The sequence below is a fragment of the Bradyrhizobium daqingense genome, assembly GCF_021044685.1.
Classification (GTDB): Bacteria; Pseudomonadota; Alphaproteobacteria; order Rhizobiales; family Xanthobacteraceae; genus Bradyrhizobium; species Bradyrhizobium daqingense.
The window spans coordinates 2,896,222-2,909,855 of the sequence record NZ_CP088014.1 but is presented as its reverse complement, the minus strand read 5'-3'; the positions used below and the strand labels follow the sequence as shown (position 1 = coordinate 2,909,855).

General features: G+C 63.8%; 10 protein-coding genes. 6 read left to right on the top strand and 4 right to left on the bottom strand.

Features of this window, described 5'->3' with window-relative positions:
• The first annotated feature begins 61 nt into the window (after positions 1-61).
• Positions 62-1,285, top strand: a complete 1,224-nt coding sequence (locus LPJ38_RS13880; protein ID WP_145634994.1) for a polyhydroxyalkanoate depolymerase — start codon at positions 62-64, stop codon at positions 1,283-1,285.
• A gap of 41 nt (positions 1,286-1,326) precedes the next feature.
• Here LPJ38_RS13880 and LPJ38_RS13875 read toward each other — a convergent pair whose 3' ends face one another.
• The 3 genes from LPJ38_RS13875 to LPJ38_RS13865 form a co-directional block, all read right to left on the bottom strand.
• Positions 1,327-4,656: an AAA family ATPase gene (locus LPJ38_RS13875; RefSeq protein ID WP_145634997.1), complete on the bottom strand. Its 3,330-nt coding sequence runs from the start codon at positions 4,654-4,656 to the stop codon at positions 1,327-1,329.
• A 288-nt stretch (positions 4,657-4,944) separates the two neighbouring features.
• Positions 4,945-5,460 carry a hypothetical protein gene (locus tag LPJ38_RS13870; RefSeq protein ID WP_145635000.1) on the bottom strand — a complete coding sequence of 172 codons (516 nt, stop codon included), beginning with the start codon at positions 5,458-5,460 and terminating at the stop codon, positions 4,945-4,947.
• A 447-nt stretch (positions 5,461-5,907) separates the two neighbouring features.
• On the bottom strand, positions 5,908-6,933 hold the full coding sequence (locus LPJ38_RS13865; protein WP_145635003.1) for an AraC family transcriptional regulator: 1,026 nt from the start codon (positions 6,931-6,933) through the stop codon (positions 5,908-5,910).
• Positions 6,934-7,122: 189 nt separating this feature from the next.
• Here LPJ38_RS13865 and LPJ38_RS13860 point away from each other — a divergent pair, with 189 nt between their 5' ends.
• The 4 genes from LPJ38_RS13860 to LPJ38_RS13845 all read left to right on the top strand — a co-directional run bounded on the left by LPJ38_RS13860 (position 7,123) and on the right by LPJ38_RS13845 (position 11,407).
• Positions 7,123-7,572: a cupin domain-containing protein gene (locus LPJ38_RS13860; RefSeq protein ID WP_008559739.1), complete on the top strand. Its 450-nt coding sequence runs from the start codon at positions 7,123-7,125 to the stop codon at positions 7,570-7,572.
• A gap of 107 nt (positions 7,573-7,679) precedes the next feature.
• Positions 7,680-9,170 carry a flavin-containing monooxygenase gene (locus LPJ38_RS13855; protein WP_145635006.1) on the top strand — a complete coding sequence of 497 codons (1,491 nt, stop codon included), beginning with the start codon at positions 7,680-7,682 and terminating at the stop codon, positions 9,168-9,170.
• 92 nt (positions 9,171-9,262) lie between these two features.
• On the top strand, positions 9,263-10,333 hold the full coding sequence (locus LPJ38_RS13850) for a hypothetical protein (RefSeq protein WP_145635009.1): 1,071 nt from the start codon (positions 9,263-9,265) through the stop codon (positions 10,331-10,333).
• A gap of 66 nt (positions 10,334-10,399) precedes the next feature.
• On the top strand, positions 10,400-11,407 hold the full coding sequence (locus LPJ38_RS13845; RefSeq protein WP_145635012.1) for an NAD-dependent epimerase/dehydratase family protein: 1,008 nt from the start codon (positions 10,400-10,402) through the stop codon (positions 11,405-11,407).
• A 1-nt stretch (position 11,408) separates the two neighbouring features.
• Here LPJ38_RS13845 and LPJ38_RS13840 read toward each other — a convergent pair whose 3' ends face one another.
• The gene (locus LPJ38_RS13840; protein WP_145635023.1) at positions 11,409-12,200 is read right to left on the bottom strand and encodes an ABC transporter substrate-binding protein; all 792 of its coding nucleotides are present in this window, start codon (positions 12,198-12,200) and stop codon (positions 11,409-11,411) included.
• Between the two features lie 233 nt (positions 12,201-12,433).
• Here LPJ38_RS13840 and LPJ38_RS13835 point away from each other — a divergent pair, with 233 nt between their 5' ends.
• Positions 12,434-13,627, top strand: a complete 1,194-nt coding sequence (locus LPJ38_RS13835) for an efflux RND transporter periplasmic adaptor subunit (protein ID WP_167520505.1) — start codon at positions 12,434-12,436, stop codon at positions 13,625-13,627.
• Positions 13,628-13,634: the final 7 nt, after the last annotated feature.

The following is a 13,634-nucleotide window of genomic DNA, read 5'->3' as shown; positions in this document are numbered from 1 at the left end:
CGCCCAGCTCCCGCTTGGCTTCGATATTGCATCATCGCAGGCGATAGGTGGGTATTTCAGTATGATGTCGATGTATTATCAGGCCTTTCAGAACCATATGGACCTCACCGCGCCCTGGCGGGACGGCGCTTCCTCCGCGCTCAGATTCCTCAACCTGGTGCCGCAGGGCGCGTCGGACCAGATGGTCGGCCGGCTCTCGGCGGCGCTGGAGCTGATCTCGCGCTCCACCCTCACCTACGACCGTCCGGCCTACGGCATCGACAGCGTCATGGTGGGCAACCGCGAGATCGCGGTCACCGAGGAGATCGCCTATGCGACGCCGTTCGGCTCGCTGCTGCACTTCAGGAAAGACGGTGTGGGCGAGCAGCCGCGCATGCTGCTGGTGGCGCCGATGTCCGGGCACTTCGCGACGCTTCTGCGCGGCACCGTGAAGACGCTGCTCCAGGACCACGACGTCTACATCACCGACTGGCACAATCCGCGCGACATTCCGCGCAGCGAAGGCCGCTTCGGGCTCGACGATTACACGGAGCACCTGATCGATTTCCTGGGCCAGCTCGGCCCGCGCCCGCACATGGTGGCGATCTGCCAGCCCTCGGTCTCAGCGCTCGCAGCCGCCGCGATCATGTGCGAGGACAATCATCCCTCGCGCCCTGCGACGCTGACGCTGATGGCAGGTCCCATCGACACACGGATACAGCCGACCAGGGTCAACGAGTTCGCCAAGAGCAAGCCGATCGAATGGTTCGAGCGCAACCTGATCAACTACGTGCCGGTGCAATGCCGCGGCGCCTTGCGCAAGGTCTATCCCGGCTTCGTGCAGCTCACGGCGTTCGTCTCGATGAATCTCGAGCGCCACATCAAGCAGCACATGGATCTCGCCAACCACATCGCCAAGGGCGAGAAGGAGAAGGCTGCGACGATCAAGACCTTCTACGACGAATATTTCGCGGTGATGGACCTTCCGGCCGAGTTCTACATCGAGACGGTGCGCGACGTGTTCCAGGAGCACCTGCTCCCGCAAGGCAGACTGATGCATCGCGGCCGACCGGTGAACACCAAGGCCGTGAGCCGCATGGGGCTGATGACGGTCGAAGGCGAGAAGGACGACATCTGCGCGATCGGCCAGACCCTCGCCGCGCAGGACCTCTGCACCGGCGTCCGCGCCTATCGCCGCGTCCACCACATGCAGGCCGGCGTCGGCCATTACGGCGTGTTCTCGGGTAAGCGCTGGAACAACGAGATCTATCCGCTGCTGCGGGATTTCGTGCATGTGAATTCGTGAGCGACACGCCCTTGTCGCCGGCCGGTTAAACGGGCGAATGCCTAATGCTCTTGCGCGAGCAGCTCTTTCGCTTCCGCGAATTCAGGAAGATTCTGCTCCACCTCGAATGCGGCCAGCACGGGAGCGAGCAGTTCGGATACCGTGCCTGTTCGGCCATTTGTCTTGTGCAGGCGGGCAAGTCCAAGAGCGCTACGCAGCTCGAAGGTCTTCGTCTGCTGGTGTCGCGCGATCTCCAGCGCTCGCGTGAGTTCGTCTTCGGCACTGGATTCACCCGAAGAACCGTGGCGCGACAGGAGGTTGCTGCGGATACGATGCAGTTCGGCATCAAGCCAATGCTGGCCGGTCTGTTCGGTCCGGGCGATCAATTCGTTCAGGATCTCCAGTCCGGTTTCGACTTGGCCCACCTCTGCATTCGCCACGGCGACATGCATCCCCCAGAACGGCTCGCAGAGGTAGCAATCGTTCTCCTGCAGCAAGGTCCAGCCGTGACGCATGTCCGCCAGTCCGGCCATTCGATCCCCGGCACGCCACTTGGCCAGGCCATTCAGGTAGGTGCCCGCAGCCACGTACAGTGGCATCGTGTGGTCGCGCGCGAGACCGAGTGCCAGGATCGTCTCCGTCTGCTGCAACATGCCCCCGCACACCCCGTCGAACACAGCGCGATGAACCAGCGCGTTAGCCCGGGAAAGCGCCCGCTTTTCGCCCGAAGCACCCACCGCTTCGGCGGCGAGCCTTCGCGCGCGAGCGATGATACCAAGCGGCCACAGCACCAGAGCAAGGAATCTCATGATCACGAACGGCAGATCCAGCGTCGAAGCCCGGAATGTCGCGGGATCCGGCTCGACACTGTAGATCGCCAGCGCCTGCTCGAGATGCGTCCTCGCGTTGAGATAGTCGCCCCCGAACCAGCACGTGACGCCGCCCGTCCAATGGGCGACAACGGCGGCCACGGGTGAGTCCGGTCGTCGGTCAGCTGCGCTCCTGATGGCATCCGCCAGCTCCCGCATCGGAGCGAGTTCGCCATGGGTCAGGCAGGCGTTGAAGAGTCCCGAATGAACAGGCGCAAGTTCAACGGGATCATCGATGCCGGCCGCGAACTGGCGCGCACGCGTCCACGCCGCGACCGTTTCGGGAGCGCTGTGCCCGAGGCTGCCCCTCAGTGCACGGCCATACGAGATTTGAAGATGCAGCCTGCTCGTCATTCGGCGGGGCTCGTCAGGCAGCTCGTCAGCGATCGAAATGGCCTTGCCGAGATGCGCGACCGCCTCTGAATAGGCCGAGCGCTTCAGCGCCTGCTGGCCCGCCTTGCGCCACCATTCGAAAGCGACCTCGCTCAGCCCCGCTTCGGTGAAGTGGTGCGCCAGAACTTCCGGCTCTGTCTCGGCGACGACTGGAAATCTCTCGCGCAGGACCTCGCCGATCCGCGTGTGCAGCAGCTGCCGTTTGCTCTTGAGCAGACTCTCATAGGCCGCTTCCTGAACAAGGGCATGCTTGAAATTGTAATTTGCTTCCGGCGGCGCCCCGCGGCGAAGCAGCAGTTCGGCCTCTTCAAGTTGCCCTAGCGCAGCGCTCAGCGTGGAATCATCGCGTCCCGCCACGTATTTCAGGAGTGCGTATGAGAAGTCGCGGCCGATGGCGGCGCCTATTTGCGCCACCTCCTTGACCGGAGCAAGCCGGTCGAGCCGTGCCATCAACGAATCCTGCAGCGTGGCGGGAATAGCTAGCGGCGGGAGCGGACTGGTCAAGCGATAGCGCCCGGCATCTTCGACGAGCAGGCCGGACTCCAGCACCATCTTGGTCAACTCCTCGACGAATAGCGGGACGCCATCCGTCTTGTCGATGATCTGCTGCATCATCTCGCCTGGCAGCTGGCGACCAACGACCACCTGTTCGACCAGCGCGCGCGTATCCTGCCGATCCAGCCGGTCGAGCCGCAACAGACTGACATTCGCAAGGCCCGACCAGGACGGCTCGAACTCAGGCCGGGAGGTCATGAGCACGAGTATCGGGAGGGCCCTGATCCGATCGACCGCGAGATCGAACAGTTCAAGTGTCGTGGCATCGGCCCAATGCATATCCTCGCAGATAATCAGCAGAGGTTGATCGCGTGCCAACCCCTCAAGCTGATCGAGTAGGACAGCAAATGTCTGTCGACGCTGCTGCGCTGGGCTCAGAGCGAGCGGTAGACAGCGGTTTCCGGGTGGAATCGAAAGGAGCGCCGCAATGAGTTGTGTCGCTGGAACGATCTGCTGTGTTCCGAGCGCTAGCATCGCCTCGAGCTTGTCGAGCTTTTGCTCGGGCATGTCGTTCGAGCGGATACCGGCGGCCCGCTCGAGCTGCGCGACAAACGGATGCAGCGCACTGTTGGTATGGTAAGGCGAACACTGATAACGCACCCGGCGGTGCACCCCCAGTGCGGGGCTTTCGGAGAGCGTTGCGACGATGCGCGACTTGCCGATGCCTGCTTCACCAGAAATCAATACCATCCGGCCTTGGCCCTGCCAGGCCTCCCGCTGGCGGGAGAGGATGTATTCGATCTCGTTCTTGCGGCCGACAAAGCCGATCGAGCGCGCGGCGCGGACTGCCTCGAAGCGGCTCTCGGATGCGGCCGGACCTTCCACCGCCCAGACTGCGATGGGTTCTGCTATTCCCTTGACCTCCCGGCGACCGAGATTGCGAAGAGTGAAGAGATCGCCAAGCAGTCGGCGCGTCGACGAAGCAACGACGACGACCCCCGGTTCCGCCAGGCTCTGGAGGCGAGCAGCGAGATTTGGTGTATCGCCGATGGTTGCGTGCTCCTCCGACGCATCTCCACTTACGAGGTCGCCGACCACGACGAGTCCGGTTGCGATTGCGATCCGCAATTCAGCCCGTTCGCCGGCGCCCGTCTTGAGCTGGCGGATTGCAGCGATAATATCAAGGCCCGCGCGCACCGCGCGTTCCGCATCGTCTTCGTGGGCACGGGGATAACCGAAATAGACGAGGATTCCGTCACCGACGAACCGAGCTATCCTGCCATCATAGGCCTTAACAACGCTCGCGCAGGCAGCGCGGTAGCCCCGGATCACCTCCCACATGTCTTCGGGATCGAGACGTGCCGAGAGCGCAGTCGAGCCGACTAGATCGCAAAACATGACGGTGAGATGGCGCCGCTCGGCGTCATGAGAGGGAGCCGGCGATGCGATCAAGGCGGCCGGATCGAGATCGGCGATGGCACGCAGCATTTTGCGGCGATGACCGAGCAAGACTCCGAGCTTGTCAAAGTCCTCGTCCATCAGCTCGGGGAGGACGCCCACGTCGATCCCATTTTGGGCAAAACGCTCGGCGTATTGTCCAAGCCCCAACTTCTCGAGCCACTCCGCAATCTGCATGGCTCCACCGATCTTGTGGCTAGCGGTTAGCAGAATGTTGGACCACGGCCGCGCGGAAACAATATCTCAACATCACCACGATGGCACGTCTTGTCTGTTGTGCGAAAACTTAGGTTACTAGGTACCGGCACGGTTTGTACCAGGACACTTGTCGATGCGAACGACTGCACTACCAAACATCGCACACGCGCAACGTGGACGGCCGAGGTTGCAATGAGTCATCACTGCTCATTCCAGACGCGAAACCGAATCAACAGGGCGGCTTGTGCTCACGTGAGCGTGTTTCCTTCATTGCTCGTTCGTGGGTGCATCGTGGCTGCGAGCCATCGTGCCCGCCGCAACCTGGAGCGAAGAACCCACCACCCAACAGCCGGCAACAAAGCCTATCAAGCCGTTGGGCAGATTTTGATCAAGGACAAGGATGCTGACGGACAGAGTAGCCGCAATGGCCGCGCCGAATGTTCCGGCCGCACTCATGATCTCAGCCGGCTCGGAGCCGTTCCATTCTTCCGAGATGCTCGATGACGAATTCCGTGCGACTTTGCCGGACAAATCAATACCGACATAATAGCCCAGCGCTCCATAGACCATTGTTATCAGCACAATCCAGCCGCTTTCAAACAGCCCACCTTTCTGACGCAACAGGGTCGCACCCACGTAGAGGCCGCAAGAGGCCCCAACGGCTCCCAGCCCAATTCGCTCAAGAAGGTGGGCCGACCTGATCAAACTTGAACGGGCGATCCGAACACTGCCGAGGCGCCTTGCTAAGGAAAAGGTGTTGGAAATTGCGCTGCTTATCTTCATTGGGGGCTCCTTGTGAGTAAGTAGCAGCCGACCGGCCGCTCTCGAATAGAGCTGCCAGGACGCGTTTCTTGATGCCCTTGATTCCAATTTCTGAAAAAGCTGTGCTGAGTGATGGGACTAGCTTGCTCGTGAGCAAGACGAGGAGCCAATCCAAAGCTGCGAGCACGCGGCTGCGCAGGCATTGCATCTCACCCGCGTTCGTCAATTAGATCCGGGTGCGGCAATTTCTTGCGGGAGTGGTAGTTCAGAAAGAGAGTGATCGAGTATGAAGCGGTTCACATACCACTTTTTCCTGACGCTGCGCCCGGTCACGATTTCCGGAGGACGCGCGAAGCTCGCAGGTCAGGCCGATCACTTCCCGCCTCACACCTGCACCACGTGGCCAGGCGCCATCCAGGATCTGGCCCCGGATGGTGACAACGCTGCCGCGCAAGAAAGTCTTCCGCGTCAGCTCATCCTGCGCCGCAGCGTCGCCGAGGGCGTCTCGCCGAATTTTTCGCGATAGGTGCCGGCCATGCGGCCGAGATGGGTGAAGCCGAGATCGAAGGCGATCTCGGTGATGGACGCATCGGGCGCAGCTCTCGCGAGGCGGGCGTTCAGAGCGGCGAGGCGCATATCGAGCAGCATCTGCGAGATCGACACGCCGAAGTGACGGCGGAAACCGAGCTGGAGTGCGCGGATGCCGATGCCGGCGGCGCAGGCGAGCTGCGTAAGGTCGAGCGGATCGCCCGCATTATCAGCCAGATGGTCCCGGGCGGCGCGGAGCGCGCGCGGCAGACGCTCGGCTCGACCGGAGAACGTTCGAATCGCATCCGACAGACCATGCCGCTGGCCGTTGAGGAGGTGATCGAGCAGCACCTCGCGCCAATCGGCCATCGTGACCGGTGACAGCCGGCCGGAGGGCCCGAGACGCTCGGCGAGCGTCATCAGCCCGGCAAGGCTGGTCCGCAAAGCCCGTCCGGACGGCGCGTCCAGGTCGATCACCGGATCGAACTCGACCCTGCCTGCCGCTCTGCCTGACAACGCCGCCGCGCGCTGCTCGACCATGCGGCGGTCGAGCAGCAGGATCGCCTGCGCACAATCGCTCCACGTCATCCGGGTCGGGATCGTCGGCGACAGCAGCGATGCCGTCCGCTCCTGCGCGGCATCGAACTCGCAGGCACCGGCACGAATGCGGGCGCTGCCCGCGAGCGGGACCTGGACCAGGAAGAAGCGATCGAGGCAGCCGGGATCGATGCTGACCGATCCGCCATAGGCTACGTAGTTGATGGAAAAGCCTGCGAATGCCGCGCAATTGTGCCGCGCCGAGAAGCCGTCCGCGCGCGCTTGTGTCGGCTTGAGATCATGCGGGCAGAAGATGCGCCCGATTGCTTCGGCCGCCTCGTCGACATCATCGGTGGTGACGCGGGCAAAGCCCGCAAGCCGTTCGGCTGCGGGGCCCCTCGCGCTCACTTCCAGCACGGCTGCGGACATCGTCGACCACGCTTCGCGTCAAGGAATTACTTTAAGCCTATAAGAGTTCGCGGGACGCGAAAAGGGCCGCGCCCGCAAAATCGTCGTATTGCATGGCAACAGCGCGGTTGCGGATTCGTTTAGCGGATAGACAGGGCCCCCGTCCCCGGCTGATGCTCCATCCCCGCCGGAATTCACGAGGAGGTAAGCATGACTGCACTCGAAAAGGGTATTACCGCGAACGGCACGGGCTATGGCGGCAAGACTTGGAATATCCTGGGTCAGGTCTATTTCCCCAAGGCCGTCACCGACTCCACCTTCGCATTCGAGACCAACAGCGATCCCGGCCAGTTCGTGCCGGTGCACATCCACCCGACCCAGGACGAGTTCATCCTGGTGCAGGAGGGCACGCTCGACCTCAAGCTCGACGGCAAATGGGTCAAGGCCCATGCCGGCGATCTGGTGCGCATGCCCCGCGGCATCCCGCACGGCTATTTCAACAAGTCCGACAAGCCGTGCCGCGCGCTGTTCTGGGTCTCGCCGATGCAGAAGCTGGAGGCGCTGTTCAACCAGTTGCACAATCTGACCGACCCCGCCGAAGTGGTGCGCATCTCTGCGCTGCACGAGGTCGATTTTCTGCCGCCCGAGGCCAACGAGTAGGCGTCCGGCCTCTTCGTCTACTTTCACCTGCTGGCAGCTCGGTCGGCCGCACCTTGCGGTCGAACGCAACTGCTTGTGCGCGAAACATCTCGATTGCGAGCAAACCCATGGTCAGCCCAAAACATGTCTGCGTGATCGGCGCCGGCGTCTCCGGCCTTGCTGCCGCCAAGGCGTTCTCCACCCGCGGTCACAGCGTCACCATCGTCGAGCGCAGCGGCGATCTCGGCGGGGTCTGGGAGCCGGCGCGCTCCTATCCCGAGGTGCAGACGCAGAGCCCGAAGGAGCTCTACCGCTACACCGACCGCGCCATGCCGGAGGCCTATCCGGAATGGCCAACCGGGCCGCAGGTCCATGCCTATCTCGCCGATTACGCCAAGGGTTTTGGCCTCGATCGTATGCTGCGTTTCAATACGGCGGTCGCCGGCATGGCGCGCCGCGCCGACGGCAAGCCGGGCTGGACGCTCGCGCTGACCGGCAAGGACGGCGCGACCACGAACGAGGACTTCGATTTCGTCGCGGTCTGCACCGGCCAGTTCAACGAGCCACGCGAGTTGCATTGCCCCGGCGAGGACGGCTTTCGGGCCCGGGGCGGCCAGATCCTGCACTCATCGAAATACAACGATGCCGCCCTGGCGAAGGGGCGCCGCGTCGTCGTCCTCGGCGGCTCGAAATCGGCGACCGACATCGCCGTGAACGCGGCGAAGGCGGGCGCACGCGAGGTGACGATCGTGATGCGCGAGCCGGTCTGGCGTATCCCCTATTTCATCGGCGGGCTCGTGAACTTCAAGCGCATCCTCTACATCCGCGCGCAGGAGGAGATGTTTCCGGGCTGGGGCATCGGCCCGATGGCGCGGCTGGCGCACCGCCTCGCCGCGCCGCTGGTCTGGGCGAACTGGCGCGGGCTGGAGAGCCTGTTGAAGGCGCAGCTCAAGCTCGGCCGCTGCAACATGCTGCCAAGGGAGCGGATCGAGGACGGCGTCAACTGCTCGGTGCCGATCGCAACACCGGGCTTCTACCCGATGGTCGCCGACGGCCGCATCAAGGCGGTGTTCGGCACGTTCGATCACTATGAAGGCGACAGCATCGTGATGAGCGGTGGCGAGCGCATCACGTCCGACCTCGCGGTGCTCGCGATCGGCTACAAGCTCGGCGTGCCATTCCTGCCTGCGGCCTACCAGCAGAAGCTGGTCGATTCCGACGGGCAGTACCGGCTCTATCGCCTGATCGCCAATCCTGACCTGCCCGAACTCGGCTTCGTCGGCTTCAACTCGTCGTTCTGCACCGTGCTCTGCGCCGACCTCGCCGCCAACTGGCTGGTGCGCTATGCCGACGGCCGGCTCGCCAATCAGCCGACGACGCAGCAGATGCGCGACAACATCGAGATGATGTTGCACTTCAAGCGCGTCGAACGGCCGGCCGCGGGCGTCTATGGCGGACTGTGCGTCGCGCCCTATCACTATCGCCATTTCGACGAGCTGATGGCCGACATCGGCGCGAAGAACCAGAAGCGCGGCGGGCTTGCCGGTCGCTTTTCGCCGCCCGACGCGGACGCCTATGCCAAGTTCTTGGCCACGGCGCCGGATTACCGGGCGGCGTGAGAAGATTCGCGGCTGAACGGGATTTGCATCTCGCCAGCCTGCGGCTTCGATGTTTACGATCTCCCGGGCTAGCGAATCGATGGGAACCGGCCATGGGATTGAGACGCCTTGCCGCCGCAGCATTTGCGGTGCTCGCCTTGCTCGTCATGGCACCCGCCGTCGGGCAGGCTGGGCTTACGTCCCAGCAAGCGGCTGCGGTCGCTGCCTATGATCGCGCGCTCGCCGATTTCAAATCCATCCTGGCCGAACGGCGGCGCCAGATCGATGCGAAAGAACCATTGCCGAACCTGCCGGGACAAGCGCTCTACCTGGCGCGCGTCGCCGTCATCAGCACCTACAAGGATCTCACGGACGCCATTCCTTCCCGAATTGGAAAGCCCAACAAGTTCGAGATACCTCCCGCCTATTTCGACGCTGCCATCGAGCCGCTGATCGACGAATACGCCGCATTGTTCGAGATCATGGAGGCGCCGCCCGCCGGCGCGCAGAAATCGCCGACGCCGTTCAAGGACGTCGTCGATCTCGCCGTCGTGATTGCACGCGCCAAGGGGCTGGCATCGCATCACGCGGAAATCGCGGGGCGCATCAGTCTCGGGCTGTTCTATGCAGAAACCAACGGCAAGCAGAACGTCCGCAATGCGCGCTCGAACACCTATATGGGCAGCTTCCAGACCGGCCCTTCCGAAGACCGCAACGGCCGGAAGAAATGGGACAAGATCAAGGGCGACATCGCGGCGATCGATCCCGAGCTGAGCGCGCGCGACGACAAGGAAGAGGCGCGGGCCCGCGGCACCGATCATCGCTTCAACCACTGGACCAATGTGCGCGACGGGCTGATGAATGCGCACGCTGAAATTTTCCGCGAGATCCCGGGGATCGTGAAGACGCTGCCCGACCCGATCGACCAGATGAAGCTGTTCCAGCTGATCCAGATCGTTCCGACCCCGACGCGGTCGGCGCTCAAATCGGGCGATCTCCTGAACTACAGGGTGTCCAGTCCCACGGTCATGAAGTATTTGCGCAACAACAGCATCTTCGCGTTCGGACAGGCCGACCGGTCGCGCACCTCGGCGAGGTTCCGCGAGATTCTCGCTGCGATGTGGCTGTTCAACCGCAAGTTCGAGAAAGCGATGGGGAAACACGCGGAAATCAAGGGCCGCTGAGGGTTCGGTTGCAACCGCTACCGGACGTTGTAAGCTCTCGACCTCGTCGGCGGCACGGACCCTTCCATGCGCATCCTCATTCTCGGCGGCAGCCAGTTTCTCGGACGGGCGATCGCAAGCCATGCCTGCGCTGCCGGTCATGACGTGACCTGTGCCGCCCGCGGGCTTGCAGGGCCAATTGCGGCAGGCGCGCGCTTCGTGCGGATCGATCGCGACGTCGCGGACGGTCTCACGCCGCTGACCGGCGAGACGTTCGATGCCGTGGTGGACGTCTCGCGTCATCCCGGCCAGGTCCGCCGCGCGGTCGCAGCGCTGAAGCGGCCGGGTGTGCATTGGACCTTCGTTTCAACCGTCAGCGTCTATGCCGACAATCGCATACCGGGACAACGCGCCGACTCGGCGCCACTGCGCGAGCCTGTTTCGGCGGACATCGCGCACAGCACCGATGCCATTTATGGCGCGGCCAAGGTCGCCTGCGAGCAGGCCGTCGGCAGCGATGCCTTCATATGCCGTGCCGGCCTGATCGCCGGGCCGGAGGACCCGACCGGGCGCTTTGCTTATTGGCCAGCGCGGCTCGCGCGCGGCGGCGAGGTGCTGGCACCGGGATCGCCGGAGGACGCCGTCCAGCTCATCGACGTGCGTGACCTTGCGCAATGGATCGTGCACGCCGCAGAGGTGCGTCTCACCAGCATCTATGACGGGATCGGACCGGCGCGCAGCCGCGGCGAGTTCCTGGCCGAGTGCGCCTCGGCGCTGGACGCATCCTGCACGTTCACCTGGGTCGATCGCGCTTTCCTGGAAGCGCATGACGTGCGGCGATGGGCGGGTCCGCGATCACTGCCGCTGTGGCTGCCGCTGCCCGACTTCGACGGCTTCATGACGCGCGACACCTCGCCGGCGCGCGAGGCCGGATTGACCGCTCGGCCGTTCGCGGCCACGGCGCGGGACACGCTTCATTGGCTCCGCGCCAGCAACGGGCCGGTGGTCGGTCTCAGCGCCGATGAAGAAGGCGCGGTGCTTTCCGCGTGGCACGCACGCGGCGTGACCGCCGCCGCAATCCGGCCCGGCCCGTGAGCTATTCCGTCCGGATCGGCGCATCCTTCAAGCCGTTATTGTCGTAGGCTTTGCGCAGCGTGCCGTTCGCCGTCGCCTCCGTCATGAATTTGGTGACGAACGCCAAGGCCCGGCTGTGGCCGAGCGGGACGGCGACGGCCGTGACGGTCTTCTTGAAGGTCTCGTCCAGCACCTTCGTACCCGGAATCTTCTGCGCCATCTTGTTGAGCTGATCGCGCGACAGCGCGAAGGCATCGATCTCGCCGCTCTTCAGCAGGCCGACAATTTCATCATAGGTCTGATAGCCCGTGACCTTCGCTTGCTTCAGATGCGCGATGGCGCCGCGCATGGTGGTGGTGGCATTGACGGCCGCGACCTTGATGCCGGGCTGGTCGAGTGTGGCGAAGCTGGTGATGCTTGACCCCGGCTTGACGATGTAAGTGGCATCGGCGACCTCGTAGATCGGGCCGAACAGCATCTTGGTCTCGCGCTCGGGGTCTTTCGGGAGCCAGGTGACGTCCCACGTCCTGTTTGATGCGGCATCGGTGATCTCACCGGAATTCTGGTGCACGACGTATTCGACGGGCACGCCGAGTTGCGCCGCCATCTCCTTGCCGAGATCCACGGGAACGCCGGCATAGCCGGCGTCGGTCCTGGTCGACCAGAACGCTCCGCCCGCTGGGCTGATCGCGATCGCGACACGCAACTTGCCGGTCGGCGCGATCTCGTCCTTCAGGCCATCGGCTAACGCGGGCATGGCGACCGCCGCTGCGAGAACGAGGCCGGCGAGGACCGACCGGAATGGCGTTGGCATGTCATGCTCTCCGCACCTTTTCTTCTTTTGACCCATCACGTCGATCACACGGCCTTTGACACAATTCTGGTTGATCATGCGCCCAGTGAAAAGCCATTTGTCATGACAAATCCGTCAAAGGGCACGCCGCCGTTTGCAGTGCAAGGCCCGTGACCGCCATGGCTATGGTGTTCCACGACCGGACATTTGTTGGTAGCCTGCCGCACCGACAGAGAGCAATCGGGGGCCACCGAATGACGCGCGCGAATCTCGCATCTCCCGCACGGCGCATGGAAGCGTGGAGACATGCAGGACGAGGCTTGGCGACGGCGGCCGCCGTGATCGCGCTTGCCGGCTGCGAGGACAAGAACACGTTCGTGGCCCCGCCGCCGCCCAAGGTGGACGTTGCAACGCCGGTGCAGCGCGCCGTGACACGTTATATCGAGGCCACCGGCAACACCGCGCCGATCAAGAGCGTCGACCTCGTCGCGCGGGTGCAAGGCTTTCTGCAATCGATCGACTATCAGGACGGCAGCTTCGTCAAGCAGGGCACCCAGCTCTTCACGATCGAGCCCGAGACCTACAAGCTCAAGCTCGAGCAGGCGCAGGCGGCCGAGGCCGGCGCGCAGGCCTCGCTCAAGCAGGCCGAAGCCGATTTCAAACGGCAGGTCGAGCTCGTGCAGCGCCAAGCGGTCTCGCAGGCGACGCTCGACACCTCAACGTCGACCCGCGACAACGCTCAAGCCAGTCTCCAGCAGGCCCAGGTCAATACCAGGCTCGCCGAGGTCAATTACGGCTACACCAAGGTGACGGCGCCGTTCGACGGCGTCGTCAGCGCCCACCTGGTCTCGATCGGCGAGCTCGTCGGCGTCTCCTCCCCGACCCAGCTCGCAACCATCGTCGCGTTGGATCCGATCTATGTGAACTTCACCGTCAACGAGCAGGACGTGCTGCGCATCCGCGCCGAGGCGGCACGCAGGGGACTGACGCCCGCAGACATGAAGCAATTTCCAATTCAGATCGGCCTGCAGACCGACACCGGCTATCCGCATGAGGGGCATCTCGACTACGTCTCGCCGACCCTCAATCAATCGACCGGCACGCTGGCGGTGCGCGGTCTCGTCCCCAACGAGAAGCGGGTGCTGCTCCCCGGCTATTTCGTCCGCGTTCGCGTGCCCTTCGACCAGGAGAAGAGCGCGCTCCTCGTCCCCGACACCGCGCTCGGCAGCGACCAGGGCGGCCGCTACCTCCTCGTCGTGAACGCCGACAACACGGTCGAGCAGCGCAAGGTGCAGATCGGCCCCGTCGACAACGGCCTGCGCGTGATCGAGAGCGGCCTGAAGCCGGAGGACCGCGTCGTCATCGCGGGCCTGCTGCGGGTGATCCCGGGCCAGAAGATCGATCCGCAGGTGACGAAGATCGAGCAGCCCCAGGCGTCTGCCAAGTGAGGGAGCG